General features: G+C 72.2%; 26 protein-coding genes. 14 read left to right on the top strand and 12 right to left on the bottom strand.

The window, feature by feature from the left end; all coding sequences use genetic code 11:
- Positions 1–81: 81 nt before the first annotated feature.
- From LOK46_RS26605 to LOK46_RS26575, 7 genes are all read left to right on the top strand, one after another.
- The gene (locus LOK46_RS26605; RefSeq protein WP_273561332.1) at positions 82–2,481 is read left to right on the top strand and encodes an ATP-dependent helicase; all 2,400 of its coding nucleotides are present in this window, start codon (positions 82–84) and stop codon (positions 2,479–2,481) included.
- Between the two features lie 576 nt (positions 2,482–3,057).
- Entirely contained in the window at positions 3,058–3,774 is a 717-nt protein-coding gene (locus LOK46_RS26600; protein WP_012321860.1) for a PhoH family protein, read from the top strand.
- Positions 3,775–3,907: 133 nt separating this feature from the next.
- Positions 3,908–4,156, top strand: a complete 249-nt coding sequence (locus LOK46_RS26595; RefSeq protein WP_273561331.1) for a hypothetical protein — start codon at positions 3,908–3,910, stop codon at positions 4,154–4,156.
- Positions 4,157–4,316: 160 nt separating this feature from the next.
- Entirely contained in the window at positions 4,317–4,601 is a 285-nt protein-coding gene (locus tag LOK46_RS26590) for an accessory factor UbiK family protein (RefSeq protein WP_020090941.1), read from the top strand.
- Positions 4,602–4,891: 290 nt separating this feature from the next.
- Positions 4,892–5,401, top strand: coding sequence for a YbjN domain-containing protein (locus LOK46_RS26585; RefSeq protein ID WP_020090942.1), 510 nt, complete (start codon positions 4,892–4,894; stop codon positions 5,399–5,401).
- Positions 5,398–6,231, top strand: coding sequence for a pyrroline-5-carboxylate reductase (gene proC / locus LOK46_RS26580; protein WP_443192850.1), 834 nt, complete (start codon positions 5,398–5,400; stop codon positions 6,229–6,231). The genes LOK46_RS26585 and proC overlap by 4 nt, the downstream gene beginning before the upstream one ends.
- A gap of 116 nt (positions 6,232–6,347) precedes the next feature.
- Positions 6,348–7,202, top strand: coding sequence for a TetR/AcrR family transcriptional regulator (locus LOK46_RS26575; RefSeq protein ID WP_273561330.1), 855 nt, complete (start codon positions 6,348–6,350; stop codon positions 7,200–7,202).
- Between the two features lie 9 nt (positions 7,203–7,211).
- Here LOK46_RS26575 and LOK46_RS26570 read toward each other — a convergent pair whose 3' ends face one another.
- On the bottom strand, positions 7,212–9,158 hold the full coding sequence (locus LOK46_RS26570) for a methyl-accepting chemotaxis protein (RefSeq protein ID WP_273564700.1): 1,947 nt from the start codon (positions 9,156–9,158) through the stop codon (positions 7,212–7,214).
- 563 nt (positions 9,159–9,721) lie between these two features.
- On the bottom strand, positions 9,722–10,156 hold the full coding sequence (locus LOK46_RS26565; RefSeq protein ID WP_273561329.1) for a histidine kinase: 435 nt from the start codon (positions 10,154–10,156) through the stop codon (positions 9,722–9,724).
- A gap of 230 nt (positions 10,157–10,386) precedes the next feature.
- On the opposite strand from LOK46_RS26565, the gene argJ reads away from it, so the two are divergent.
- The 3 genes from argJ to LOK46_RS26550 are packed head-to-tail and all read left to right on the top strand — an operon-like array spanning position 10,387 to position 12,790.
- The gene (gene argJ / locus LOK46_RS26560; RefSeq protein WP_273561328.1) at positions 10,387–11,637 is read left to right on the top strand and encodes a bifunctional glutamate N-acetyltransferase/amino-acid acetyltransferase ArgJ; all 1,251 of its coding nucleotides are present in this window, start codon (positions 10,387–10,389) and stop codon (positions 11,635–11,637) included.
- The gene (locus LOK46_RS26555; RefSeq protein WP_273561327.1) at positions 11,634–12,353 is read left to right on the top strand and encodes an SIMPL domain-containing protein; all 720 of its coding nucleotides are present in this window, start codon (positions 11,634–11,636) and stop codon (positions 12,351–12,353) included. The genes argJ and LOK46_RS26555 overlap by 4 nt, the downstream gene beginning before the upstream one ends.
- Entirely contained in the window at positions 12,350–12,790 is a 441-nt protein-coding gene (locus LOK46_RS26550; protein ID WP_273561326.1) for a (deoxy)nucleoside triphosphate pyrophosphohydrolase, read from the top strand. The genes LOK46_RS26555 and LOK46_RS26550 overlap by 4 nt, the downstream gene beginning before the upstream one ends.
- Positions 12,791–12,808: 18 nt before the next feature.
- Here the strand turns inward: LOK46_RS26550 and LOK46_RS26545 are convergent, their stop codons facing one another.
- The 5 genes from LOK46_RS26545 to LOK46_RS26525 form a co-directional block, all read right to left on the bottom strand.
- A complete protein-coding gene (locus tag LOK46_RS26545) occupies positions 12,809–13,786 on the bottom strand; it encodes a Gfo/Idh/MocA family protein (RefSeq protein WP_273561325.1) in 978 nt (325 codons plus the stop codon).
- Between the two features lie 100 nt (positions 13,787–13,886).
- On the bottom strand, positions 13,887–14,708 hold the full coding sequence (locus LOK46_RS26540; RefSeq protein WP_273561324.1) for an alpha/beta fold hydrolase: 822 nt from the start codon (positions 14,706–14,708) through the stop codon (positions 13,887–13,889).
- A gap of 65 nt (positions 14,709–14,773) precedes the next feature.
- The gene (locus LOK46_RS26535) at positions 14,774–15,184 is read right to left on the bottom strand and encodes a DoxX family protein (RefSeq protein WP_273561323.1); all 411 of its coding nucleotides are present in this window, start codon (positions 15,182–15,184) and stop codon (positions 14,774–14,776) included.
- A 34-nt stretch (positions 15,185–15,218) separates the two neighbouring features.
- Positions 15,219–15,851: an alpha/beta hydrolase gene (locus LOK46_RS26530; protein WP_273561322.1), complete on the bottom strand. Its 633-nt coding sequence runs from the start codon at positions 15,849–15,851 to the stop codon at positions 15,219–15,221.
- A 69-nt stretch (positions 15,852–15,920) separates the two neighbouring features.
- On the bottom strand, positions 15,921–16,844 hold the full coding sequence (locus LOK46_RS26525; protein WP_273561321.1) for a ring-cleaving dioxygenase: 924 nt from the start codon (positions 16,842–16,844) through the stop codon (positions 15,921–15,923).
- A 119-nt stretch (positions 16,845–16,963) separates the two neighbouring features.
- On the opposite strand from LOK46_RS26525, the gene LOK46_RS26520 reads away from it, so the two are divergent.
- Together LOK46_RS26520 and LOK46_RS26515 are read left to right on the top strand one after the other, a co-directional pair.
- Positions 16,964–17,902: a LysR family transcriptional regulator gene (locus tag LOK46_RS26520; protein WP_273561320.1), complete on the top strand. Its 939-nt coding sequence runs from the start codon at positions 16,964–16,966 to the stop codon at positions 17,900–17,902.
- A 291-nt stretch (positions 17,903–18,193) separates the two neighbouring features.
- The gene (locus LOK46_RS26515) at positions 18,194–18,889 is read left to right on the top strand and encodes a GntR family transcriptional regulator (RefSeq protein WP_273561319.1); all 696 of its coding nucleotides are present in this window, start codon (positions 18,194–18,196) and stop codon (positions 18,887–18,889) included.
- A gap of 45 nt (positions 18,890–18,934) precedes the next feature.
- Here the strand turns inward: LOK46_RS26515 and LOK46_RS26510 are convergent, their stop codons facing one another.
- From LOK46_RS26510 to LOK46_RS26495, 4 genes are read right to left on the bottom strand one after another with little or no spacing between them, the layout of a single operon-like run.
- Positions 18,935–19,513, bottom strand: a complete 579-nt coding sequence (locus LOK46_RS26510) for a GbsR/MarR family transcriptional regulator (protein ID WP_273561318.1) — start codon at positions 19,511–19,513, stop codon at positions 18,935–18,937.
- Between the two features lie 48 nt (positions 19,514–19,561).
- Positions 19,562–19,684: a DUF2474 family protein gene (locus tag LOK46_RS26505; RefSeq protein WP_012321840.1), complete on the bottom strand. Its 123-nt coding sequence runs from the start codon at positions 19,682–19,684 to the stop codon at positions 19,562–19,564.
- A complete protein-coding gene (cydB, locus tag LOK46_RS26500; RefSeq protein WP_273561317.1) occupies positions 19,684–20,691 on the bottom strand; it encodes a cytochrome d ubiquinol oxidase subunit II in 1,008 nt (335 codons plus the stop codon). Before cydB ends, LOK46_RS26505 begins: the two co-directional genes overlap by 1 nt.
- Positions 20,692–20,698: 7 nt before the next feature.
- Positions 20,699–22,117, bottom strand: a complete 1,419-nt coding sequence (locus LOK46_RS26495; RefSeq protein ID WP_273561316.1) for a cytochrome ubiquinol oxidase subunit I — start codon at positions 22,115–22,117, stop codon at positions 20,699–20,701.
- 265 nt (positions 22,118–22,382) lie between these two features.
- Here LOK46_RS26495 and LOK46_RS26490 point away from each other — a divergent pair, with 265 nt between their 5' ends.
- Positions 22,383–23,603, top strand: a complete 1,221-nt coding sequence (locus LOK46_RS26490; RefSeq protein WP_273561315.1) for a pyridoxal phosphate-dependent aminotransferase — start codon at positions 22,383–22,385, stop codon at positions 23,601–23,603.
- A 16-nt stretch (positions 23,604–23,619) separates the two neighbouring features.
- Here LOK46_RS26490 and LOK46_RS26485 read toward each other — a convergent pair whose 3' ends face one another.
- On the bottom strand, positions 23,620–24,546 hold the full coding sequence (locus tag LOK46_RS26485; RefSeq protein ID WP_273561314.1) for a dihydrodipicolinate synthase family protein: 927 nt from the start codon (positions 24,544–24,546) through the stop codon (positions 23,620–23,622).
- Between the two features lie 239 nt (positions 24,547–24,785).
- On the opposite strand from LOK46_RS26485, the gene LOK46_RS26480 reads away from it, so the two are divergent.
- Positions 24,786–25,571, top strand: a complete 786-nt coding sequence (locus LOK46_RS26480) for an amino acid ABC transporter substrate-binding protein (RefSeq protein WP_273561313.1) — start codon at positions 24,786–24,788, stop codon at positions 25,569–25,571.
- Positions 25,572–25,575: the final 4 nt, after the last annotated feature.

The raw sequence follows: 25,575 nt of genomic DNA, 5'->3' as shown, positions 1-25,575 counted from the left end.
CGGCCGCGCTTCATGGCTCCGACCCCCCTTCGCGGCGCGAACGGCCTCGACGCCGTTCGCGATTTGGTCCAGGGAAGCGGGATGCAGAACCCCCCGCATCCGCAGTCCGCCGGGGACGGCGCGCCCGCCACGTCCATCGCCGCCCGCGCCATGGGCGCCCTCCGCCGCGAGGCGGCCGGCTACCTCGAGGGGCTGAACCCCGAGCAGCGCCGCGCCGTCGAGACCACGGAGGGCCCGATCCTGGTGCTGGCCGGAGCCGGCACCGGCAAGACCCGGGTGCTGACCACCCGCATCGCCCACCTGATCGCCACCGGCCGGGCGCGCCCCTTCGACATCCTGTCGGTGACCTTCACCAACAAGGCCGCCCGGGAGATGAAGCACCGGATCGGCGCGCTGATCGGGCCGGCCGGCGAGGGCATGCCCTGGCTCGGCACCTTCCACGCCATCGGCACCAAGATCCTGCGCCGCCACGCCGAGCTGGTCGGGCTCAAATCCGACTTCACCATCCTCGGCACCGACGACCAGCTCCGGCTGATGAAGCAGGTCATCGCCGACCAGAACGTCGACGAGAAGCGCTGGCCGGCCCGGGCCCTGTCCCACGCCATCGACGGCTGGAAGAACCGCGGCCTCGGCCCCGAGCAGGTGCCCCCGGGCGAGGCCTCGGCCTTCGCGTTCGGCAAGGGCGGCGCCCTCTACACCGCCTACCAGGCCCGGCTCGCGACGCTGAACGCCGTCGATTTCGGCGATCTCCTGCTGCTCTGCCTCAAGCTCTGGCGGGAGAACCCCGACGTCCTGGCCAATTACCAGGACCGGTTCCGCTACATCCTGGTCGACGAGTACCAGGACACCAACGTCGCCCAGTACCTGTGGCTGCGGCTGCTGGCGCAGTCCCGGAAGAACATCGCCTGCGTGGGCGACGACGACCAGTCGATCTACGGCTGGCGCGGCGCCGAGGTCGACAACATCCTGCGCTTCGAGCACGATTTCCCCGGCGCGGTGGTGGTGCGGCTGGAGCGCAACTACCGCTCCACCGGCCACATCCTCGCCGCCGCCTCCGGGCTGATCGCCAAGAACGAGAGCCGCCTCGGCAAGACCCTGCGCACCGACGACGAGCCGGGCGAGCGCGTCACCGTGACGGGGGCGTGGGATTCCGAGGAGGAGGCGCGGATGCTCGCCGAATCGATCGAGTCCCTCCAGTCGAAGCAGCATCCCCTGTCGGAGATCGCCGTGCTGGTGCGGATCTCCGCGCAGATGCGCGAGATCGAGGACCGGTTCGTCCAGCTCGGGCTGCCCTACCGGGTCATCGGCGGCCCGCGCTTCTACGAGCGCGCCGAGATCCGCGACGCGCTGGCCTACCTGCGCGCCACCGTGAACGTCAGCGACGACCTCGCCTTCGAGCGGATCGTGAACACGCCGAAGCGCGGCCTGGGCGACGCCACCCTGCAGCAGCTCCACACCTACGGCCGGGCCAACCGGCTGCCGCTCCGGATCGCCGCGGAGCGCCTGTGCGAGACCGACGAGCTGAAGCCCCGGGTCCGCTCGACCCTGCGGGCGCTGACCGAGAGCTTCGCCCGCTGGGCGCGGCTCGTGGAGTCGCAGCCGCACAGCGAGGTCGCGCAGACCATCCTGGAGGAATCCGGCTACACCGAGATGTGGCAGAAGGACCGCTCCGCCGACGCCGCCGGCCGGCTGGAGAACCTGAAGGAGTTCGTCCGCTCGATGGAGGAATTCCCCGACCTCGCGGCCTTCCTGGAGCACGTCTCCCTGGTGATGGAGGCCTCCGAGGCGGAGGGCGCCGAGCGCGTCTCGCTGATGACGCTCCACGCCGCCAAGGGGCTCGAGTTCGACACCGTGTTCCTCCCCGGCTGGGAGGACGGCCTGTTCCCGAACCAGCGGGCGCTCGACGAGAGCGGCCGGGCGGGCCTGGAGGAGGAGCGGCGCCTCGCGCATGTCGGGCTGACCCGGGCGCGCAAGCGCGCGAAGCTGTCCTTCGCGGTCAACCGGCGCATCCACGGGCTCTGGTCCTCGACCATCCCGTCCCGGTTCATCGACGAGCTGCCCGAGACGGCGGTCGACGTGGTCGAGGCCCCCGCCCACTTCTCCGCCGGCGCCTCGCGGTTCGACCGCAACCCGGCGCCGTTCGGATCGAGCTACGGCACGCCGGGCTGGCAGCGCGCGCAGGCCAACACCGCGCCGGGCGGCCGGTCCGGGTTCGGCTCCGGGTCCTCCGGCGGCTTCCGCTCGGCTGGCCCGGGCGGCCGGTCCGGCGGCCATTCCGGCGGCCCCCGCCAGATCGAGGGCGAGCTGATCGCCAAGTCGACGGGCGCGCCCTCGGCTTTCCAGGGCGGCCAGCGGGTCTTCCACACCAAGTTCGGCCCTGGAACGGTCGCGGCGGTCGACGGCAACAAGCTGACCGTTGACTTCGACAAGGCCGGCCGGAAGATGGTCCTCGACAGCTTCGTCCAGGCCGGATCGAGCTAGTCCCGCCGACCAAGCCCGGACGTGTCAGGGCGGCAGGGTCGGCCGGCTTCGCCCGTGCGGGCGGGGAGGATCGGAGATCGTGCCGGTTGCCGCACCATCCCGTCTGATACGGTTTCCGGTCGAAGTCTTCTGTCCATGCAGCCTGCACCGTCCTCGCGGGCGCAGCGAAGCAATCCAGGGTAGCCCGACATCGGTGAGCCTGGCGCCAACTGGATTGCTTCGCTCCACTCGCAAAGACGGCGGCGATCCATCGACCGGACGTCGTATCGCGCGGCCCACCGCTGATGCATCCGCGCCAGCCGCGCGGCTTTTTCGAAGCCTCTCCAGCGACCGTCACCCCTTAGTCACACCCGACGCGCAATCGTCGAGCGCGAATCGCGGTGGTGCGCCAGTTGCATCGCGTATTCGGCCGCGCACGGAACGTCGTGACGCTCTCCACAGGCGGACGAGCGCGGGGCGGAACCTTCGGCCTGGGGCCGGTATTAAGTTCCGCAAGCGAGTAGACCCGGGAGCAAGCAGGTAAACGGCAGTTCAGATACAGATCCAGGTTGGCAAGTCCCGTTGGAGTGTACATCCATGAAGAGACGCCGCGCACGACTTGAACTGGTTGAAGACCGCACGTCCCGCATTCATCGCACACGCTTCGACGAAGAACGCAATCTCGCCCCCATCCAGCCGCTCACCGAACGCCAAGCCGAGTATCTCGACGCCCTCGCCCGCTCGCCGCAGGTCATCGTCCTGGGGCCCGCCGGCACCGGCAAGACCTTCATCGCCGGCACCCGCGCGGCGGACCAGCTCCGCCAGCGCCGCATCGCCAAGGTGGTCATCACCCGCCCGAACGTGCCCTCGGGCCGGTCCCTCGGCTACTTCCCCGGCACCCTGGAAGAGAAGATCGCCCCCTGGGTCGCCCCGCTCACCGAGGCCATGAAGGAGCGCATGGGCGCCGCCGCCTTCGAGATCGCCCTGAAGACCGGCGACATCGAGATCGTCCCCTTCGAGGTGATGCGCGGCCGGACCTTCAAGAACTGCCTCGTGATCCTCGACGAGGCGCAGAACACCACGATCAACGAGATCAAGATGTTCCTGACCCGCATCGGCGACGATTGCCAGGTCATCATCAACGGCGACGTCTCGCAGACGGATCTCCGCGAGACCTCGGGCCTGCGCACCGTCATGCACATGGTCAAGAGCCGGATGATGCCGATCCCGGTGGTGGAGTTCACCCGCAACGACATCGTCCGCTCGGGCATCTGCGCCGAGTGGGTGAAGGCGTTCGAGGAAACGAATCTCTGAGTTGAAAGTTGATGGCGGCGGGTCCTCGCAGACCCGCCGTGCCGTCCCCCGGCACGAGACGACTCTCCGCACCTCCCGTCCGGGAGGATGAACCGGGCGCCAAACCCGGCCTTCAGAGAACTGGAGTCTCCTCGTGAGGAAACTGACCTTCGCCTTCGCCGTGCTGGCCTCGCTCGGCGGCGCCGCCCTCGTCCAGCCGGCCTCGGCCGCCCCCGCGATGCCCGGCGCCGTCGCGGCCCCGGACGCGGTGACCCACGTCCGCATGACCCCGATGGAGCGCCGCATGATGCACCGGCGCATGGAGCATCGCATGATGCACCGCCGGATGGAGCGCCGCATGATGCATCGCCGCATGCACGGCCGCTCGATGCGCCACATGTGATGGCGTCGGCGGAGCGGGCCTCGACCAGCCCTGCTCCGCCTCCCCGGCCGACCCCTGGCCGGGGCGGGCGTTGCTCCGCATCGCGAAGATTCCTATCTCGTCGTCTCGAATCGCGCCGTCAGGCGGCCGCCGCGGCAGCCGGCCGATCCGGGAGACCCCGATGCCCCCCTCCAATCGACTGTTCGACGACCTCGCCCGCCTGATGACCGACGCCGCCGGCGCCGCGCAGGGCGTCCGCCGCGAGGCCGAGACCGTGGTCCGGGCGCAGCTCGAGCGCGTCGTCCGCGACCTCGACATCGCCTCCCGCGAGGAGCTCGACGTGCTCCGCGACCTCGTGACCCAGCTCCAGGCACAGAACGAGGCCCTGACGGCCCGCGTGGCGGCCCTGGAGGCGCGATCCGGGAGCGCCGGAGCGGGCGCCGCGGGCCTGAGCGAGGTGGTCTGAGTCTCCGCGGCAACGCCGCGGGCTTTTACACAGGAAGCGGCATCGACGATCCGGTTTCCTGTTCACTGAATGTGACCTGCACTTTGTGTCGCGAGTCACGGCCGGTCTATAGTCGGGCATAGGGTGATTCGGGGGCTGCGGGGCGATGTCCGCAGAGCTTCGACAGTCGATCGCATCACCGCCGGCCTAGATCTGCCGGTCGTTCAAGTTCTCGGAGTGTTCTCGCGCTCCGGTTTCGCGTCACCGCCACGTCGGGCCGGATCTTGTCCGGGTCGTCCTTTTGGATCGTCATGCCGCTTCTCAACGTCGACTTCCACGACCCGGACCGGAACGAGCATCCGCTCGACGTCGTCGAGCGGCTGGCCTCCCTGCGCGACTGGATCTTCGACCGGGCCGAGACCGACGAGATGTCGGTCACGAGCCCCGGCCGCTGGACCGACTACAACGTCGCCTTCACGTGGATCGAGGACGTCGAGGCGCTGCACGTCGCCTGCGCGTTCGACCTGAAGGTGCCGGAGCGGCAGCGCACCGAGGTGATGCGCCTGATCGCGCTGATCAACGAGCAGCTCTGGGTCGGCCACTTCGACCTCTGGACGACCGACAGCGTGGTGATGTTCCGGCACGCCCTCCTGCTGACCGGCGGCGCCGTCCCGACCCATCCGCAATGCGCCACCATGATGAAGACGGCGGTCGACGCCTGCGAGCGCTACTTCCAGGCGTTCCAGTTCGTCCTCTGGGCCGGCAAGAGCGCGCGCGAGGCCCTCGACGCCGTCCTGTTCGAGACCGAAGGCGAGGCGTGACCGGCCCGGGCGCCTCGGCGGCGCGGATGCCGGCCTCCCTGGTCCTGGCCGGGGCCGGCAAGATGGGCGGCGCGATGCTGGCGGGCTGGCTGGACGCGGGCCTCGACCCACGCCGCACCACCATCATCGACCCGGTGCCCGCGCGCCCGATCGTGGATCTCTGCACCGACCGCGGCATCGCCCTGAACCCGCCCGATCCCGAGCCCGGCGCCGTCCTGGTCCTGGGGATCAAGCCGCAGGGCCTGGACACGGCGGCCCCCGGGCTCGACCGGCTCATCGGCCGCGACACGCTCCTCGTCTCGATCTTGGCCGGCAAGACCGTCGCGGATCTCCGCGGCCGCCTGCCGCGGGCGCGCGCGATCGTCCGGGCGATGCCGAACCTGCCGGCGAGCATCGGCCGGGGTGCTACCGGCGCCTGCGCGAGTTCCGAGGTCACGCCCGCGCAGCGGGCGGCCGCCGAGGCGCTGTTCGCGGCGAACGGCGCGGTGGCGTGGCTCGCCGACGAGGCGCAGGTCGACGCGGTGACGGCGGTCTCGGGCTCCGGGCCGGCCTACGTTTTCCTGCTGGCCGAGACCCTCGCGGAGGCCGGCATCGCGGCCGGCCTGGAACCCGACGTCGCCCGCAGCCTCGCCCGGGCGACCGTGGCGGGGGCCGGCGCGCTCCTCGATGCCAGCCCGGCCGAGGCGGCGGAGTTGCGCCGCAACGTCACGTCGCCCGGCGGCACGACCGCGGCGGCCCTCGACGTGCTGATGCGGCCGGACGGCCTCGGCGCGCTGATGCGGGAGGCGGTGGCCGCGGCCCGTCGGCGGGCGGGGGAACTGTCCGGCTGATATCGGGAGCTGACATCGGGCGGCGTCCGTGCGGCATGGCCGCGCGACAGACCTGCCCTTCGCGGCCCGCCCGCCTACATGAGGCGACACGACCGATCAGACCGGGCGACCGACTTATGACCGACAGCAAAGCCCCCTCGAAGCGGCCTCGCAAGACCGCGCCCCCCGCCAAGGCGGACACCCTCCAGGAGAGCGCTGCCCACGCGAGCGTCGCGCACGACAACGTCGCGCCGGGGGCCGCCGCCCGGGACGGCGCGGCCGAGGCTGCCGATGCGGGGACGAAGGACGGCGCGCCGAAGCTGTCGCCCCGGGAGGCCGCCGTCGAGGCCCTGATGCGCCTCGCCGCCGAGCAGCCCTGGAACGACATCGAGGTCAGCGACATCGCCCGCGAGGCGGGCCTGACGCTCGCCGAGCTGCGCGATCTCTTCCCGTCGAAGGGGGCCGTCCTCGGCGGCCTGACCCGCATCATCGACCGCAAGGTCCTGGAGGGCGACCTCACCGGCCTGGAGGAGGAGCCGACCCGGGAGCGGCTGTTCGACGTGCTGATGCGCCGCCTCGACGCCATGGAGCCCTACAAGCCGGCGCTGCGCCGGATCGCCTACGCGCTCCGCGGCGAGCCGCTCTCGATGCTGGCGCTGAACGGCGTCATGCTGAACTCGCACCGCTACATGCTGGCGGCGGCCGGGATCGACACCGAAGGGTCGCTCGGGCAGCTCAAGCTCCAGGGCGTGGTCATCGCCTTCGCCCGCGTGACCCAGGTCTGGCTGGACGACGACGACCCGGCCCTGGCCCGGACGATGGCGCGGCTCGACAAGGAGATCCGCAACGGCGAGCGCATCATGGAGCGCGCCGAGGATGTCCGCCGGCTGACGGCGCCGCTGCGCGCCATCGGCCGCTCGTTCCTGGACCGGCGGCCGCGCGAGCGGCGGGGCCGCGACGGCGACGAGAGCGATCCCGCCGCCGCCATCTAGGCCGGCCGCTCACGCGGCCTGGATGTCGCTGAGGAAGCTGTCGACCTCGCGCTTGACCGTCAGAGACTGCGTCGCCAGCTCGGACGCCGCGCTCTGAACCTGTGCGGCGGCGCTGCCGGCCTCGCGGGCGGCGGCCAGCACGCGCGCCACGTTGGCCGAGACGCCCTCCGTGCCCCGCGCCGCCTCGCCGGCATTGCGCGAGATCTCGCCGGTAGCCGCCGTCTGCTGCACCACCGTCGCCGCGATGGCGCCGCTGATCTCGTTCACGGCGGCGATCGTGCGGGCGATCTGCGCCATCGCCTCCGCGGCCTGCCCGGAGGACGCCTGGATCGCGGCGATCTGGCCGCCGATCGCCTCGGTGGCGCGCGCCGTCTGGGCGGCGAGCTCCTTCACCTCGGAGGCCACGACGGCGAAGCCGCGCCCCGCCTCGCCGGCCCGCGCCGCCTCGATGGTGGCGTTGAGGGCCAGCAGGTTGGTCTGGTTCGCGATGCCGGAGATCATGATCACCGCGGCGCCGATCTGCTCGGCGGCGGCGCGCAGGCTCGCCATGGCGGCGTTGGTCGCCTCGGCCTCGTGGGCGGCGTGACCGGCCACCGCGTTGGAGCGCACGACCTGCCGCTCGATCTCTTGGAGCGAGGAGACCATCTCCTCGGCGGCGGCCGCGACGGTCTGGACGTTGGCCGAGGTCTGGGCGGCGGCCGAGCTCGACGTCATCGCCTGGGTGTTGGTGTTGTCGGCCACCCGGGTCATCGCCTGCGCGGTCGCGTCGAGTTCGCTGGTCGCCGCCGTGACGATGTCGAGCGAGGCGGCGATCTTCGCCTGGAAGGCGTGGACGCGCTGCTCGACCCGCTCGGCCCGGCGCAGGCGGGCCTCCCGCTCGGCGGCCTGCGCCGCCTCGAGCTCCGCTCGGGCGACCGCGTTCTGGCGGAAGATGTCGACGGCTTCGGCCATCGCGCCCATCTCGTCGGTCGCGTCGCGGTACGGCACCACGACCCGAAGGTCGCCGCCGGCCAGCCGCGTCATCGCCTCCGTCATGCCGGCGACCGGCCGGATGATGCTGCGGGCCAGCACGAAGGCCAGGGCGGCACCGAGGAGCAGGGCCGCGGCGACGAGGCCGATCAGGATGTATCGGGCGCGCGACGCGGCCAGCGCGGTGTCCCCGGAGATTTTCTCGCCGGCGGCCACGATCCGGTCGCGCAGCGCGATGCCGAGGCGTTCGATCGCGTCGGTGTGGGGCTTGATCCCGGTCTCGAACGTCGCCTTCGCCGAAGCCACCGCCTCATCGTACGCGCGCAAGGCGGCCGCGGTCGCGACCAGCGCGTCGTGGACGGCCCTGATCTGCGGCGCGAAGACCGCGCCGCCCGGCATCTCCCTGAACGCGTCCATGGCCGACAGCGCCTGATCGATCCGCTCCTCGGAGGTTTTGCGATCCTGCGGGTCCAGGCCGATCACGAAGCGGGCCGACGCGATGCGGGATCGCAGGACGGCATTCTCGATGCGCTCGATCCGCGCGAGCATGGTCTCGCTGGCGCGGGCGCGCACGTCCGCGAGCAGGCTTCCGAGCAGGGCAGTGAGTGTGTTGCCCACCTCGAACAGCTTCGCCTTGGCCTCACGCAGCCTCGCGCCCGTCGCCGCGAGGCGCTCCAGTTCCGGCTTCATCGCCCGGGCGCTCTCCCGCACGTCGTCGTACAGCTTCCGTCCCCCGTCCGTCATGGCCAGCGAGAAGTACTTGTCGCAGGTCTGCTCGATCGCCTGCCGGGTCTGCTCCATCGCGGCGATCAGATCGGGATCCGGCTGGAGCCGGTACCGTTCGGCCGTCCCGATGAGGCGTGCGGCATGCCCGTCGATCATCAGGACCGATTGCGATCCCCGCCCCACGCGCTCCTGAAGCGCGTAGTCTTCGCTGATCACGCCCTGCTGGTAGATCGCGAATGCACCGATGATGCCCGTGATCATGACGAGCATCGCAAATCCCGCGTAGAGGCGAGCGCGTATCCCAGTTCTCACAGACGTATCTTCCACAGAACAGGCCGATCTCTCGGCCACCTGATAGACGATACCATCATGACAACATCGTGTCGCGCGAGCAAGTTCAACTTGCACTACGGATATTCGACCACAATATTTGAGGATGAACCTGACGTTTTTGGGGGCGCGCGGCGACCACAGACGCCGAGCCGCCCTCGCAGACCGCAATCGGCACGTTCTCGTCGCGATGGATCAGTTCTGAGGGCGCGTCCCGGGCCGACCGACACCTTCGCCTTGCGCGTGTGCACCACCGCGCGGCGCTGTACTCCGAGGCGGCGCCCGCATGTCTGGATTACGCGGACGCTGCACTTGGATTGCCGCGCGGCCCGGCCCGCGTTGCTGACATCGGACAGGAAGCCTCGATCTCGACAATCCCGAACCCGCAGGAAGGCGCCGCGCCGCCGCGAGTCGCGTCGGCCGCCACGCGATCGACGAATCGCGCGGCCCCCAGCCGCGGGCCGTCCGGGTCGATCAGGCCGCCGCGCCGGACCTCAGGCCGCGCGGTTCGCCAGCGCCTCGCGCATGGTCGTGGCGACCATCCCGTTCTGGAGCTGATCGCGCGGGACGAGCAGCACGTCGGGCACGCGGGCCGACGCTTCCGGCCCGATCGCGTCGACCGGGTCGCTGGCGAGGATGATGCGCAGGGCCGGGCGCAGGGCCCGGGCCTCGACGGCGAGCTGAGCGCAGCACAGGCCGCCCTGGAGCGCGGAATCGACCACCATCACGTCCACCGGCAGGCCCAGGGCCAGCACCGTCATGGCGTCGACGCCGCGGTCGCAGGCCGTCACCTGATAGCCGAGCATCCGGACCTGGGCCGAGACCTCGTCGCGCCAGCGCTTGTGGCGGCCGACCACCAGGACCTGGATCCGGTAGCAGCTGCCCTGGGGAAGGCTGTTCGAGGCAGTCTCGACGTCGGCTGGGGGCATTCCGCACTCGACTTCGCGCTGGCTTTGCGATGCAGCATGCTAAGCTGGGATGCAATCCACACGCAAGCCCGGCGCCGTGATCGCGCCGCATTCGGCGCCGCCGTTGCACAATGGCGAAGCACTCCGGCTGCCTGATCATAGGCTGAGCACGGAGTTGACGCCGGCGGGGTCGCGCGGGCAACACCGGGCCGCCGCGGGACCTGAGCCGCGCGCTGCCGGAGCCCGAGCCGATGTCGTCCGCGAAAGCCCCTCCCGTCTCCCCGCTGGCGCCCACCGCGATGCCCGACCTGCCGCCCCTGCCAGGCGTGCGGATCGCCACCGCGCAGGCGGGGATCCGCTACAGCGGCCGCACCGACGTGCTCTACGTCGCCCTCGAGGCCGGGACCCGGGCGGCCGGCGTGTTCACCCGCTCGAAATGCCCCTCGGCCCCGGTGGACTGGTGCCGCGACGCCCTGGCGGACGGCTCGGCGCGGGCGCTCGTGGTGAATTCCGGCAACGCCAACGCCTTCACGGGCCGGCTCGGGCGCGACGCGGTGGCGCGCACCGTCGAGATCGCCGCGTCGGCGGCGGGCTGCGGCGCGCGCGAGGTCTACGTCGCCTCGACCGGCGTGATCGGCGAGCCGCTCCCGGCGGAGCGCTTCGCCGGCGTGCTCGCGGATTGCGCGGCCCGGGCCGAGGACGGGCCGACCGCCTGGACCGCGGCGGCCCAGGCGATCATGACCACCGACACCTTCCCGAAGCTCGCCACCCGCACGGCCGAGATCGACGGCGTGCGCGTGACGATCAACGGCATCGCCAAGGGCGCCGGCATGATCGCCCCCGACATGGCGACGATGCTGTCCTTCGTCTTCACCGACGCCGCCCTGCCGCAGGACGTGCTGCAGGCGCTCCTGTCGGCCGGGACGAAGACGAGCTTCAACTGCGTGACCGTGGACGGCGACACCTCCACCTCCGACACCCTGATGCTGTTCGCCACCGCCAGGGCCGGCAACCCGGCGGTCACCGATCCCGCCGACCCGCGCCTCGCCGGCTTCCGGGAGGCGCTCGACGGCCTGCTGGTCGAGCTGGCCCAGCTCGTCGCCAAGGACGGCGAGGGCGCGCGCAAGTTCGTCACCGTGCGGGTCACCGGCGCCGAGAGCGACGCCTCCGCGCACCGCATCGCGATGTCGATCGCCAACTCGCCGCTCGTGAAGACCGCGGTGGCCGGCGAGGATGCCAACTGGGGCCGCGTGGTGATGGCCGTGGGCAAGGCCGGCGAGCCCGCCGACCGCGACCGGCTCGCGATCTGGTTCGGCGACGTGCGGGTGGCGGTCCAGGGCGCCCGCGACCCCGATTACAGCGAGGCGGCGGCGAGCGCCGTGATGCGCGAGCCGGAGATCACGGTCCGGGTCGATCTCGGTCTGGGCGACGGCACGGCCCGCGTCTGGACCTGCGACCTGACCAAGGCCTACGTCGAGATCAACGGGGATTACCGCTCGTGAGGGCGATCCTGCCCGGCGCCCTCCTCGTCTTGAGCCTGACGACCGCGGCGCGGGCCGACGACGCGGCGTGCAAGCGCCACATCGGCGTCGTCGGGCGCGCGTCGGAGACGCGGGCGCCGGACTTCGCCGAGGTGACCGTCGGCATCGAGGCGCGCGGCGCGAGCGCTGCGGCCGCCCTCGACGCGGCCTCGAAGGCGGTGGCCGGGGTCTCGGCGCAGGCCCGCGCCCTCGGGGTCCCGCCCGCCGATCTCGGCACGGCCGCCGTCACCCTGCAGGCCGCGACCCGCACCGTCGCCCGGCCGGGGGGCGCCGTCACCGAGGAGCCCGACGGCTACCGCGCCAGCAACCTCGTCACCGTCCGGCTCGCCGACATGGACCGCCTCGGCGACCTGCTCCGGCAGGCCCTCGAATCCGGCGCCAACCGCATCGACGGCGTGAGCTTCGGGCTGCGCGACCCGGACAAGACCGAGGCGGCGCTCCAGGTGGCGGCGACCCGGGACGCGCGGAGCCGGGCCGAGGCCCTCGCCGAGGCGGTCGGCGCCAAGCTCGGCCCGCTCTGCACGCTGAGCACAACCGCGGCCGGCACGCCGTACCGCCCGGCGCTGGAGATGGCCCGCGCGGCGCCGATGGCCGCCAAGGGGCGACGGGTACCCCTCGAGGCGGGCACGATCCCGATGTCCTCCGAGGTCTCGGCCACCTTCGCGGTGGCGCAGTGAGCGCGCCCGAGAACGCCCCCGCGGCGGCACCCCTGCGCCTGCTCCTCGTGGTCGCCGTCGCCCTCGTCGACGTCGACGGCCGCGTCCTCGTGAGCGAGCGCCCGGCGGGCAAGCAGCTCGCCGGCCTGTGGGAGTTCCCCGGCGGCAAGGTCGAGCCCGGCGAGCGCCCCGAGCAGACGCTGATCCGCGAGCTGGCGGAGGAGCTCGGCATCCGGGTCGAGGAGCCCTGCCTCGCGCCGCTGACCTTCGCGAGCCACGCCTACCCGGACTTCCACCTGCTGATGCCGCTCTACATCTGCCGGCGCTGGACGGGGACGCCGCGGTCGATGGAGGGGCAGGCGCTCAAGTGGGTGCGCCCCAAGGCCCTGCGCGACCTCGCGATGCCGCCCGCCGACGCGCCGCTGATCCCGTTCCTGATCGACCTGCTGGACTCCTGACGCCGTCGCGGGCCGCCCTCACAGGGTCAGGATCGCCTCGACGACCTCCTGCACGTCGAGCGCCTCCGCGAAGGTGGCGAGGTGGTGGGGCTCGCCGCGCGCCATGCGCAGGACGCCCTCGAGCTGGCGCCGGAGCGTGATCGGCCGCAGCCGCTCGTTCGGAATCGCGTCGGGCTCCGGCTCGAAGCGCCCGTCGGCACCCCGCCGCTCGGCGATGGCCCAGTCGCGCAGCCGGACGGCGCCGGCGTCGCCCTCGAGCGTCCACGTGTTGTGGTCATCGGCCGCGACGCCCCCGACCCGGCCGGTCAGGGTGACGGGGATCCCGCCCGCCGTGAGCGTCACGTCGACCGCGCGCTCGGACCGGCCGGGCTCCGGGAAGTCGATCCGTCCAGCGAGCCCCGCGAGCGGGCCGAGCTGGCGGCGGGCCAGGAACAGGAAGTGCGAGACCACCTCGCGGGTGAAGCCGCCCTCGCCGCGCGCGTCGAGCCAGCGGGCGGCGTCGGCCTGCCAGGGCCGAGGCCAGCGGGCGAATTCCACCGCGACGGTGAGCGACCGGGGCGTGCCGACCGCGCCGGCCGCGATCCAGCGCTCGAGGGTGGCGACACCCGGCGACGAGGCGAACGGGAAATTGACCGCGCCCGCGCCGCCCGCCTCCGCCACGAAGGCGCGGGCGTCGGCGCGGTCGGTGGCCAGCGGCTTCTCGCAGAAGACGCTCCGGCCGGCGGCCAGGGCGGCGCGGGCGTAGCCGAGATGCGACGCGGGCGGCGACGCGACGTAGACGCAGTCGCTCGCCGCCACGACGGCGGCGGAATCGGCCACCCGCGGCACCGCCGGGAAGGCCGCGCCGATCCGGGCCAGGGCCTCCGGGGCCGGGTCCCAGATCGCCGCGACCCGCACGGGCGAGTCCGCCGCCCCGTGGATCGCGCCGAGCAGGCGCTCGGCCATGATGCCCGCGCCGATGATCCCGAGGGCGAGCGGTGCGTCGGAGGTCGGCATGCGGGGATCCGTGCGGCTTCTGGTGTCTGTCGGGCCGCGGGGCGCGGCCCGTCGCAGGCTTTAGGAGCCCGGACCGGCGCGGGAAAGGCCGCTGGTCTCCTCAACCTTGGATGAAGGCGAGCAGGTCGGCGTTGAGCCGGTCCTTGTGGGTGGCGGCCAGACCGTGCGGGGCGCCCGGATACTCCTTCAGCACGGCGCCCGGCACGAGCCTGACGGCGGCGCGCGCGGCGGCGTCGATCGGCACGATCTGGTCGTCGTCGCCGTGCACGAGCAGGGTCGGCACGTCGATGCGCTTCAGGTCCTCGGTGAAGTCGGTCTCCGAGAAGGCCGCCACGCAGGCGTGCACGTTCCGCAGGCCGGCCATCATGCCCTGCATCCAGAACGTGTCGCGCAGGCCCTCGCTGACCGCGGCGCCCGGGCGGTTGGCGCCGTAGAACGGGCCGCTCAGGTCCTTGAAGAACTGGGACCGGTCGCGCAGGACCGAGTCCCGGATGCCGTCGAACACGTCCCGGGGCAGGCCGCCCGGGTTCGCGTCGGTCCGGACCATCTGGGGCGTCACGGCGCCGACCAGCACCGCCCTGGCGACGCGGGCAGTGCCGTGACGGCCGAGGGTGCGGGCGACCTTGCCGCCGCCGGTGGAGTGGCCGACCAGCACCGCGTCGCGCAGGTCGAGGTGGGCGATGAGCCCGGCCAGATCGTCCGCGTAGGTGTCCATGTCGTTGCCCGACCAGGGCTGGCCGGAGCGACCGTGCCCGCGACGATCATGGGCGATGACCCGGAACCCGCGCTCCGCGAGGAACAGCATCTGGTCCTCCCAGGCGTCGCCGTTGAGCGGCCAGCCGTGGCTGAAGACCACCGGCTGCCCGGTGCCCCAGTCCTTGTAGTAGATCTGGGTGCCGTCCTGCGCGGTGAAGTAGGGCATCGTGGTCTCCCGAGGGTCGAAAGGCAGAGGTCGCTTGGCGAGGGTCGCGCGGATCGACGGACCGGTCAGGCCCGGCCCCGCCGCGCGTCGAGGCTGAACGGGCCGGCCCCGAAGGCCGCGACCTGAAGCAAGCCGCCGGCCATGGCGAGGTTCTTCAGGAAGTGGAACATCTGGTTCTGGTCGCCGAGGGCCGCGTGGAAGGTCACCGCGGTGGCCACCGCGAAGAGCGCGAGGGCCAGGGCGACCAGCCGGGTGCGGTAGCCGGCGACGAGCAGCAGCCCGCCGACGACCTCCACGGAGGTCGCCGCCGCGTAGGCGAGCGGCGGCAGCGGCAGGTGGGCCGCCTCGATGGTGGCGAGCGTCGCGGCCGGGGCCGCGAGCTTGCCGGCGCCGCTCACGAGGAAGATCGCGCTCATCAGGACCCGGCCGGTCACCGGCAGCAGGGCGGTCGCGCTGGAAGAGGAGATCGGGGACATCGTCGAACGCTCCGTCCTGTCGTGCGCGGCCGGGTCAGGCCGCTTCGGGAAGTGCGAGGCCGCGAAGCCAGTTCAGGGCCAGGCCGATATCGGCCTGCGACAGGCCGTGGCCCGTCGGCAGGATCCGGTGCTCGACGCGGGCTCCGGCCGCGGTGAGCTGCTGCGCGAGGCGCCGCGCGTTCTCGGCGGGCACGATCGGGTCCATCGCCCCGGAGAGGATCAGGACCGGCCGGCCGGCGAGATCCGCGGCCGGGGGCTCGGCGAACGGCACCATCGGGCGGATCAGGACCGCGCCCGCCAGGGTCTCCGGCCGCAGCAGCAGCAGCGACGCGGCGATGTTGGCGCCGTTCGAGAAGCCCAGCGCCACGGGCGCCCCGATCCCGTACCGCGCGCGGGACGCCGCCACGAAGGCCGCGAGGTCGCCGGTGCGGCGGCGCAGGTCCGCCTCGTCGAAGACGCCCTCCGCCAGGCGCCGGAAGAAGCGCGGCATGCCGTTCTCGCTGACGGCGCCGCGGGGCGCGAGCAGGGCGGCCTCCGGCGCGACCGTGCGGCCGAGGGGCAGGAGGTCGGTCTCGTCGCCGCCGGTCCCGTGCAGGAGCAGCAGCGGACGCGCGGTGTCGGGACCGGGCTCGAAGCGGTGGATGAAGCCGGCGGTGTCCTGGGTCATGATGGCCTCACGGGTGACGGGGGGAGGTCCCGCCCCGCGCGGGTGCGGGGCGGGCGTGGGGGTCGCGGCTCAGGCGACCTTGGGCAGCACGGCCTCGATCTCGGCCCGGTGCGGCTCAAGGCCGGCGGGGAGCTTGAGGGCCTGGCCGAGGGCCTCGACCGGCTCGTCCACCGCGAAGCCGGGCGAGTCGGTGGCGATCTCGAACAGCACGCCGCCGGGCTCGCGGAAGTAGATCGAGCGGAAGTACTGGCGGTCGCGCTGCTCGGTCACGTGGAGCCCCCGCGCCGCGAGCGCCTGGCCCATCGCGGCCTGCGCGGCGTCGTCCGCCGCCCGGAACGCGATGTGGTGGACCGAGCCCGCCCCCGGGCGGCCGGGCAGGAACCCGCCGACGGCCCGCAGGGTGACGAGACCGCCGAGCTCGGCGCTGCCCGCGAAGCGGATCAGGTTGCCCTCGCGGCCGACCTCCTCCAGCCCGAGCACCTCCGTGAGGATCGCGGCGGTCGCCTCGGCCCTGTCGAGAAGGAGCGTGACGCTGTGCAGGCCGCGGATCGCGTGCTCGGCCGGCACCTCGCTCGACGCCCAGCCCTCCGCGTCGCCGACATCGACGCCCACCAGCGCGAGCATCATGCCGTCCGGGTCGCGGAAGCGCAGTGTCGGCGCGCCGAAGACCTGGACCAGCGGCTCGTGGGCCACGCCCTTCTCGATGAGCCGGTGCGTCCACCAGCCGATGGAGGCGCGGGGAACCCGGAAGGCCGTCTCCTGGGTCTCGCCGATCCCGACGCGGCCCGGCGCGGCGTGCTCGACGGGGAAGAAGGTCAGGATCGTGCCGGGCCGACCAGCCGCGTCGCCGTAGTACAGGTGGTAGGTGCCCGGATCGTCGAAATTGACGGTCTTCTTCACCAGCCGCAGCCCGAGGACGCGGGTGTGGAAGTCGAGGTTGCGCAGGGCCGGCCCGGAGAAGGCCGTGACGTGGTGGAGGCCGGTCTGAACCATGGCGATGTCTCCCGACGGAAGGCCGCGACGGGCGGCCTGTTGCGATGACGGGAATGTGCCCCTTGCCATGAGCGGCGAAAATAGAAACGATGGAAACCTATCGTTTCTGGAAGCAACCGATGAGACTGCCCGATTTCGAGGCCTGGGCCGTGTTCGCCAAGGTGGTGGAGACCGGCTCCTTCGGGCGCGCCGCCGCGGAGCTCGGCCTGTCGAAAGCCACGGTCTCGAAGGCGGTGAGCCGGCTCGAACTCCGGATCGGCGCCCGCCTGTTCAACCGCACGTCGCGGAAGCTCGCCCTCACCGAGGCCGGGCAGGCCGCCAAGGACGGCGCCGCGCGCATCCTGGCCGAGGGCGAGGCCGCGGAAGCCCTCGCCACGGCCGGTGCCGCGGAGCCGCGCGGCCTCGTGCGGCTCGCGGCGCCGATGACCTTCGGGGTGATGCACGTGGCGCCGATCCTGCCGCCCTTCCTCCGGGAGTATCCGGCCGTGTCGGTGGATCTCCACCTGTCGGACGCGGTCGTCGACCTCGTCGGCGGCGGGTTCGACATCGGGCTGCGCATCGCGGCCCTGCCCGATTCCTCCCTGCGCGCGCGCCGGCTCTGCGACGTCCGCCGCTCGCTGGTCGCCACCCCCGCCTATCTCGACCGGCACGGCCGGCCCGAGCACCCGGACGACCTCGTCCACCACACCTGCCTCGGCTACGCCTACCTGCCGACACCCGACCGCTGGCGATTCGTGGACGGGAGCGGCGCGGAGGCCGTCGTGGTGCCGGCGGGTCAGCTTCGGGCGAACAACGCCGAGGCCCTGGCGCCGGCGCTGCGGGCCGGCCTCGGCCTCGCCCTGCAACCCGACTTCATGATCTGGGACGACCTCGAATCCGGGCGCCTCGAGCGGGTGCTGCCGGACTGGTCGCCGCCGCCGATCGCCCTGCACCTCGTCACGCCGCCGGGCGATCCGCGTCCGGCGCGGGTCACGGCCCTGATCGCCCATCTCGCCCAGACCCTCGGTCAGGCGCCCTGGGCCGCCCCGCAGCATCGGCGCGACCTAGCGGACAGATAGGCCCCGCAACGGTGCCCGGCGCGACGCCGGTTTCGGATCCAGGGCCGTCATTCACTTGGATCAGTGCCGTATTCGCGCCGGTGCGATATCGGCGAAGACAGGCGCGTCGCCGCCGCGGCCTGTTCCTTGCGGGCGCAGGTCCCGAACGGCGCACGCGGCCGACCTCCAAGGTGCAGACGCGCGGACGAACTAACCTCAGGTTTATTTAGGACAATCTGGCATTGGACAGGCGCGCGTTTTCCAGGCATGAGGGAGTCCTGTATAATTGTATACGGTTTCCCTGAGGCGTTGATGTCCCCTGCGGTCCCCGGACGCCCCGCACCCGACCGATTGCGGCACAAGACCGTGGCGGCGGCCGTCGCCGACTCGCTGCGCGAGCAGATCCTGAACGGGGATCTGCCGCCGGGGGTGCAGTTGCGCCAGGACGCCCTGGCGGAGGAATTCGGGATCAGCCGGATCCCGGTTCGCGAAGCCCTGCTGCAGCTGGAAGCCAGCAAGCTCGTGCGGATCATGCCGCATCGCGGGGCGGTCGTGACGGGCCTGTCGCTGCAGGAGGTCGAGGACATCTTCCAGCTGCGCGTCCAGCTCGAGCCGCAACTGCTCCTGCTCTCGGCCCCGCACCTGACCCCCGACGACATCCGCGATCTCGACGCCCTCTCCAAGGAGTACGGCGCGGCGCTGGAGACCGGTCAGGTCCTCCGGTGGGGCGACCTGAACAGCCGCTTCCACCTCGACCTGATCCGGCACGCCGGCCGGCCGCGGTCCCTGGCGATCGTGTCCGCGCTCCTGCAGGATTGCGAGCGGCCGACGCGGCTGCAGATCTCGACCTCCGAGGACGCGACCCGCGCGGTCAGCGAGCACGCGCAGATCCTGGCCCTGTGCGAGGCCCGCACGTTCGACGCGGCGGCCGCGTGCCTGCGGCGCCACATCGAGCATGTCGGCGCCTCTCTGATCGCCCTCTACCGGGGCGCGCTCGCCGAGGCCTGAGCGGGGACCGCGCCCGGCGCGCCCGGGCGGTTCAGTCCGGCCGACTCAGTCTGACTTGGCCGACCGGCCGCCGATCCGGCCCGGCAGGCGGGTCAGGCGATCCTTCATCTCCAGCACCTTCTGGACCTTCGAGCCGAGGGTCAGGAGCTGGACGAGGCGCTCGGTGTCGAGGCGGCGCACGTCCGCGTACCAGCCGGCGAACAGCTCGAAGAGGTCGTGCATCTCCCGGAGGCGCGCCTGGGCGTGCCGCTCCTCCTCGGTCCCGGGCTCCTGCATCAGGAGCTCGCGCAGGAGGGTCAGGGTCGGGTCGACCTCGCGCTTCTTGCGCTCCTCGACCAGCGTGCGGACGATCTGCCAGATGTCCTCGGGCGTCGTGAAGTAGTCGCGCCGGTCGCCGGGCCTGTGCTGGAGCCGGACGAGGTTCCAGGCCTGGAGCTCCTTCAGGCCCATGCTGACGTTGGAGCGCGACACGCCGAGCCGCTCGACGATCTCGTCGGCGTTGAGCGGCCGCTCGGCCACGAACAGCAGGGCGTAGATCTGCCCCACGGTCCGGTTGATGCCCCAGCGCGAGCCCATCTCGCCGAAATGCAGCACGAAGGTCTGGACGAGCGGGGGCAGCTGCACGGCAGGGATCCGACGCGGGGAGAGGTCAGGCGGGCGCCCCCCGGTCTATCAGCTCTTGAGCCAATACCGGAGGACCGTCGCGACGAAGCCGAGGCCGACGATGCTCGAGGCCCAGAGCCCCGCGAACCACGCGAGGCGCTTCCAGAGGGGCTGTGCTGCTGCGGGTGCCATCAGTGATATCCGTGCGCGTCGACCTTGCCGCGGAAGACCCAGTACGAGTACGCGGTGTAGGAGAGTATGATCGGGATCAATACCGATGCGCCGGCGAGCAGGAAGATCTGGCTCGCCTCGGGGGCGGCAGCCTGCCAGATCGTGATCCGGCCCGGCACGACGTCGGGGAAGATGCTGATGCCCAGGCCCACGAAGGTCAGGGCGAACAGCCCCAGCGCGATCAGGAAGGGCGCCCGCTCGGCGCCGCCCCGCAGGGTGCGCCACAGGGCGAAGGCCGCGAGCGCCACGAGCAGCGGCACCTGCGCGGTGACGAGCACGTTCGGCATCGCCAGCCAGCGCTCGTAGTAGCGGCCCTGGAGGAACGGCGTCACCGCGCTGACGAGGGCGATGGCCGCCACCGTCGCCGCGGTGAGGCGCAGGGCCAGGCGCCGGGCCCGCAGCTGGAGCAGGCCCTCGGTCCGCATCACCAGCCACGTCGCCCCGAGCAGCGCGTAGGCGACGACCAGGCTCGCGCCGACGAGGACGCTGAAGGGCGTGAGCCAGTCCCACCAGCCGCCGGCATAGGCCCGCCCCTCGACCGCGATGCCCTGCAGGAGCGCGCCCAGCGTGATGCCCTGGGCGAGGGACGCCACCAGCGACCCGCCCGCGAAGGCGACGTCCCAGGCGGCGCGGTGGCGGGGATCGCGCCAGCGGAACTCGAAGGCGACGCCGCGGAAGATCAGCCCGAGCAGCATCGCGATGATCGGCGCGTAGAGCGCCGGCAGGATCACCGCGTAGGCCAGCGGGAAGACGGCGAACAAGCCGCCGCCGCCCAGCACCAGCCAGGTCTCGTTGCCGTCCCAGACCGGGGCGACCGAGTTCATGGCGGTGTCGCGCTCCGCGCCCGGCCGCAGGACCGGGAACAGGAGGCCGATGCCGAGATCGAAGCCGTCCATGACGATGTAGGCGAAGACCGCGAACGCGATCACGAGCGCCCAGATCACCGTGAGGTCGAAGCTGTAGGCCATGGGTCCCTCACTCGGCCGGCTGGAGGTGACGGTCGGGATCGATCGCCGGGGCGGGCGTGATGCCCGCCGTCCGGATCGGTGCGCCGGGCTCGATCCCGCTCTCGCCGGCATGCGGGGGCTGGCCCATCAGGCGCAGGATGTAGCCGGTGCCCATGGCGAAGACCGCGAAGTAGATCACCACGAAGGCGGTGAGCGAGGCCGCCACCGCCGGCGCGTGCAGCGGCGAGGCCGACTGCGCCGTGCGCAGCAGGCCGTAGACCGTGTAGGGCTGGCGCCCGACCTCGGTGGTGATCCAGCCGGCCAGCACCGCCACGAAGCCCGCCGGGCCCATGGCCACCGCGAAGCGGTGCAGCGGGCGCCACGCGTAGAGGGTGCCGCGCCAGCGGGCGAGGAGGCTGAGGGCGCCCAGGAGCAGCATCAGCATGCCGAGGCCGACCATGATGCGGAACGACCAGAACACGATCGGCACCGGCGGCCATTCCGACCGCGGCAGGCTGTCGAGCCCCTTCAGGGGCGCGTCGAGGGCGTGCTTCAGCACCAGCGACGACAGCTTCGGGATCTCGACCGCGTAGCGCACGGTGCCGGCCTCCTGATCGGGCAGGCCGAACAGCACCAGCGGCGCGCCGTCCGGGTGGCTCCGGAAGTGGCCCTCCATGGCCATGACCTTGGCGGGCTGGTGCTCCAGGGTGTTGAGGCCGTGCGCGTCGCCCGCGAGGATCTGGACCGGCGCGACCAGGGCGGCCATCCACATCGCCATCGAGAACATCGTCCGGGCGGCCGGGTTGGCCCGGTCGCGCAGCAGGTGCCACGCGCCGACCGCGCCCACCACCAGGGCCGTCGTGAGGTAGGCGGCCAGCACCATGTGCACGAGGCGGTACGGGAAGGACGGGTTGAACACGATCGCCCACCAGTCCAGCGGCACGAACTGGCCCTCGGCGTTCGTGCCGTAGCCCGCCGGCGTCTGCATCCACGAGTTCACCGCCAGGATCCAGAACGCCGAGAAGCAGGTCCCGACCGCCACCATCAGCGTCGCCGCGAAGTGCAGCCGCGGCCCGACCTTGCGCATCCCGAACAGCATCACGCCGAGGAAGCCCGCCTCGAGGAAGAAGGCCGAGAGCACCTCGTAGGCCATCATCGGGCCCAGCACCGGGCCGGTCTTGTCCGAGAAGACCGACCAGTTCGTGCCGAACTGGTAGGACATCACCAGCCCGGACACGACGCCCATCGCGAAGGCGATGGCGAAGATCTTCAGCCAGTACTTGAACAGGTCCAGGAAGACCTGGCGCCCGGTGGCGAGCCAGAGCCCCTCCAGCACGGCGAGGAAGCTCGCGAGGCCGATCGAGAAGGCCGGGAACACGATGTGGAAGGCCACCGTGAACCCGAACTGGACGCGGGCGAGGATCAGGGGATCGAGGTTGGCGAGCACGTCGGGCCTCCGGCTCTGGGCGCGACTCGGCGTATAGCAATTTCAGAAATATCTGAAAAGTCGAAAAAAACTGCAGCCCGCGCACCGCCCGGCCGCGCGCGCCGGCGCGGGCGCCGGCATCCGAGAGTGATCCGGGCACCGGGGGTCTGGACGTCCGCGCCCGAACGCGTCAGGGTCGGGGCATTCCCTACAGGTCGGGCAGGCCCCTGGACGCGCGCCGCGCGACGGCACGCCGCGTCCCGACGCAAGGAGAGCACGCGCCGCCATGGCCGACACCCTCGTCTCCGCCGCGCCCGCCGATCTCGCCGCCGCGCTCTCGGCGCGCATCCGCGGCATCGGCACGAGCCAGATCGGCCTCGTGGCGGATCGCGGGCGGGACGACCCGGAGGTGGTGAAGCTGTGGATCGGCGAGGGCGACCTGCCGACGCCGCCCTTCATCGTCGAGGCCGCGCACCGGGCGATGCTGGCCGGGCACACCCGCTACACCACGTCGCTGGGGCTGCCGGCGCTGCGCGCGGCGCTCGGGGCCTACCACGCCCGCCACTGGGGCGTGGAGATCCCGCCGGACCGGTTCGGCGTCACGGCGGGCGGCATGAACGCGATCATGCAGGCGGCCCAGGTTCTGCTGGAGCCGGGCGACGAGATGATCATCCCCTCCCCGGCCTGGCCCAATCTCGGCGAGGCGGTCCGCATCGCCGGCGGCGTGCCGGTGACGGTGCCGTACCGCCGCCTGCCAGACGGGCGCTTCGCGCTGCCGCTCGCCGACATCGCGGCCGCGATCACGCCGCGCACCCGGGTGATCATGGTGAACTCGCCCTCGAACCCGACCGGCTGGACCATGCCGCGCGCCGAGATGACGGCCCTGCGCGACCTCGCCCGGGAGCGCGGCCTCTGGATCCTCTCGGACGAGGTCTACGCCCACTTCACCTACGGCAACCGGATCGCGCCGTCCTTCCTGCAGATCTGCACCGAGGACGACCGGCTGATCGTGACCAACACCTTCTCGAAGAACTGGGCGATGACCGGCTGGCGGGCCGGCTGGGTGATCTATCCCCGCGGCCTCGCGCCGACCTTCGCCAAGCTCGGGCAGTACAGCACCACCTCGATCCCGACCTTCGTCCAGCACGCCTGCATCGCGGCCCTCGAGGAGGGCGACGGCTTCATCCGCACGATGGTGGACCGCTGCGCCGAGGCCCGGGCGATCCTGGTGGAGGGGCTGTCGCGCCTGCCGGGTGTCACGGTCGCGCCGCCGGACGGGGCCTTCTACCTCATGGCCCGGATGGGCGGCGACGAGCCGAGCCTCGACCTGGCGCTGCGCCTGCTGCGGGAGGCCAAGGTCGGCGTGGCGCCGGGCACCGCCTTCGGGCCCGAGGGCGAGGGTCTGGTGCGGATGTGCTTCGCCATCAGCCCGGACCTGGCGCGGGAGGCGGTGCGCCGGCTCGCGGGCGTGCTCGGGACCCGGGCGCCGGCCGCGGCGGCGCACTGAGTCGGGCGGGGGCGGCTCAGCGGCCCCAGCGCAGGACCAGCGCGTCGTTCCGCCGGGCGAGCTCGATCAGGCCGGCCCGCGTCGCCGGGTGCAGGGGCTGGATCGGCAGCCGCGCGGTCTCGCTCGCGATGACCCCGCCCTCGGCCATCAGCGCCTTGCAGGCGAGCAGGCCGCACTGCCGGTTCTCGTAGTTGATCAGCGGCAGCCAGCGCGCGTAGGCGTCCATCGCCTCGTCCCGGCGGCCGGCCGCGTAGGCGTCGGTGATCTGGCGGATGCCGTCCGGGTAGCCGCCGCCGGTCATCGCACCCGTCGCGCCGGCGTCGAGGTCGGCCATCAGGGTGATCGCCTCCTCGCCGTCCCACGGGCCCACGACGGCGTCGCCGCCGAGCGCGATCAGCTCGCGGAGCTTGGACGCGGCGCCCGCGGTCTCGATCTTGAAGTAGGCGACGTTGGCGATCTCCCGGGCCATGCGCGCAAGGAGCGGCGCCGACAGCGGCGTGCCCGCCACCGGCGCGTCCTGGATCATGATCGGGATCGAGATCGCGTCCGAGACCGCGCGGAAGAAGTCGAAGAGGCCGAGCTCCGGCACGCGGATCGTGGCGCCGTGATAGGGCGGCATGATCATCACCATCGCGGCGCCGGCCTCCTGGGCGCGGCGCGAGCGCTCGGCGCAGACCTGCGTGGCGAAGTGCGTCGTCGTCACGATCACCGGCACGCGGCCGGCCACGTGCTCCAGCACGGCGTGCATCACCCGCTCGCGCTCGTCGTCGGTGAGGACGAACTGCTCGGAGAAGTTGGCCAGGATGCACAGGCCCTGGCTGCCGGCGTCGATCATGAAGTCGACGGCCCGACGCTGCCCGTCGAGGTCGAGGGCGCCCGCGGCGTCGAAGACCGTGGGGGCGACCGGGAAGACGCCGCGATAGGCGGGGACGGAGGAGGTCATGCGCGGTCCTTCTGCCGGGATCGGGCATCCCGGCGGACGGCCGTGTCCGTGGGCGGGATCCGGCCGCCTCTTAGCACGCGGCCTCGGTCCTGGCGCGTTCCGGACCGCGCGCACCGCGCTGTCGACAAGCCCACCGGCTTTCCTGTACGGCCAAGATCTTCTTTGCTTTGTCGATCGACCGTCGAGATCATGCCCGGCGACCGCGCGAGAACAGCGCTTTCTTTTCGAGGTCTACTGTAATGAGATTCTTCTCCGCCGGCCGCGTCGCGGCCCTCGTCGTCGCTACGCTCCTCGCCGTGCCCTTCGCCGCGCCCGCGCGGGCCGACGATCTCGACGCGATTCGCGCCGCCAAGACCCTGCGCATCGGCACCGAGGGCACCTACGCGCCCTTCACGTTCCACGACGCGTCCGGGCAGCTCGTCGGCTTCGACGTCGAGATCGGCCGCAAGGTCGCCGAGCAGCTGGGCGTCACGCCGCAATTCCTCGAGGGCAAGTGGGACGGGCTGATCGCCGGCCTCGACGGCAAGCGCTACGACGTGGTGATCAACCAGGTCGGCATCACAAAGGAACGGCGGGCGAAGTTCGACTTCTCCGAGCCCTACATCCGCGCCCGGGCCGTGCTGATCACCCGGGCGGACCGATCCGACATCAAGTCCTTCGCCGACCTCAAGGGCAGGAAGGCCGCCCAGAGCCTCTCCAGCAACTTCGCGCGCCTCGCCGAGCAGTCCGGCGCCGAACTCGTCGGGACGGACGGCTTCGACCAGTCGATCCAGCTCGTCCTCACCGGCCGCGCCGACGCCACCGTCAACGACAGCCTGTCGTTCCTGGACTTCCACAAGCAGAAGCCGAACGCCCCCGTGAAGATCGCCGCCGAGCAGGCCGACGCGGACGCCTCCGGGATCATCATGCGCAAGAACAACCCGGGGCTGAAGGCCGCGATCGACAAGGCGCTGGAGGCGATCAGGGCCGACGGCAGCTACGCGGCGATCGCCCAGAAGTACTTCGGGGCCGACGTCTCCAAGTAACCCG

Origin of the sequence: Methylobacterium sp. NMS14P (genome assembly GCF_028583545.1) — a bacterium.
Taxonomy (GTDB): Bacteria; Pseudomonadota; Alphaproteobacteria; order Rhizobiales; family Beijerinckiaceae; genus Methylobacterium.
The sequence above is the reverse complement of the archived record's forward strand: the minus strand, read 5'-3'. Positions and strand labels throughout refer to the sequence as shown.

Bases quoted from the DNA above. Each gene is read 5' to 3' on its own strand.
- argJ (WP_273561328.1), top strand. From the start codon at position 10,387: ATGTCGTCCGCGAAAGCCCCTCCCGTCTCCCCGCTGGCGCCCACCGCG.
- LOK46_RS26565 (WP_273561329.1), bottom strand. From the start codon at position 10,156: ATGCCCCCAGCCGACGTCGAGACTGCCTCGAACAGCCTTCCCCAGGGC.
- LOK46_RS26570 (WP_273564700.1), bottom strand. From the start codon at position 9,158: ATGATCACGGGCATCATCGGTGCATTCGCGATCTACCAGCAGGGCGTG.
- LOK46_RS26545 (WP_273561325.1), bottom strand. From the start codon at position 13,786: ATGCCGACCTCCGACGCACCGCTCGCCCTCGGGATCATCGGCGCGGGC.
- LOK46_RS26480 (WP_273561313.1), top strand. From the start codon at position 24,786: ATGAGATTCTTCTCCGCCGGCCGCGTCGCGGCCCTCGTCGTCGCTACG.
- LOK46_RS26515 (WP_273561319.1), top strand. From the start codon at position 18,194: ATGTCCCCTGCGGTCCCCGGACGCCCCGCACCCGACCGATTGCGGCAC.
- LOK46_RS26575 (WP_273561330.1), top strand. From the start codon at position 6,348: ATGACCGACAGCAAAGCCCCCTCGAAGCGGCCTCGCAAGACCGCGCCC.
- LOK46_RS26590 (WP_020090941.1), top strand. From the start codon at position 4,317: ATGCCCCCCTCCAATCGACTGTTCGACGACCTCGCCCGCCTGATGACC.
- LOK46_RS26530 (WP_273561322.1), bottom strand. From the start codon at position 15,851: ATGACCCAGGACACCGCCGGCTTCATCCACCGCTTCGAGCCCGGTCCC.
- LOK46_RS26505 (WP_012321840.1), bottom strand. From the start codon at position 19,684: ATGGCACCCGCAGCAGCACAGCCCCTCTGGAAGCGCCTCGCGTGGTTC.
- cydB (WP_273561317.1), bottom strand. From the start codon at position 20,691: ATGGCCTACAGCTTCGACCTCACGGTGATCTGGGCGCTCGTGATCGCG.
- LOK46_RS26535 (WP_273561323.1), bottom strand. From the start codon at position 15,184: ATGTCCCCGATCTCCTCTTCCAGCGCGACCGCCCTGCTGCCGGTGACC.
- LOK46_RS26490 (WP_273561315.1), top strand. From the start codon at position 22,383: ATGGCCGACACCCTCGTCTCCGCCGCGCCCGCCGATCTCGCCGCCGCG.
- LOK46_RS26520 (WP_273561320.1), top strand. From the start codon at position 16,964: ATGAGACTGCCCGATTTCGAGGCCTGGGCCGTGTTCGCCAAGGTGGTG.
- LOK46_RS26525 (WP_273561321.1), bottom strand. From the start codon at position 16,844: ATGGTTCAGACCGGCCTCCACCACGTCACGGCCTTCTCCGGGCCGGCC.
- LOK46_RS26485 (WP_273561314.1), bottom strand. From the start codon at position 24,546: ATGACCTCCTCCGTCCCCGCCTATCGCGGCGTCTTCCCGGTCGCCCCC.
- LOK46_RS26585 (WP_020090942.1), top strand. From the start codon at position 4,892: ATGCCGCTTCTCAACGTCGACTTCCACGACCCGGACCGGAACGAGCAT.
- LOK46_RS26600 (WP_012321860.1), top strand. From the start codon at position 3,058: ATGAAGAGACGCCGCGCACGACTTGAACTGGTTGAAGACCGCACGTCC.
- LOK46_RS26605 (WP_273561332.1), top strand. From the start codon at position 82: ATGCAGAACCCCCCGCATCCGCAGTCCGCCGGGGACGGCGCGCCCGCC.
- LOK46_RS26540 (WP_273561324.1), bottom strand. From the start codon at position 14,708: ATGCCCTACTTCACCGCGCAGGACGGCACCCAGATCTACTACAAGGAC.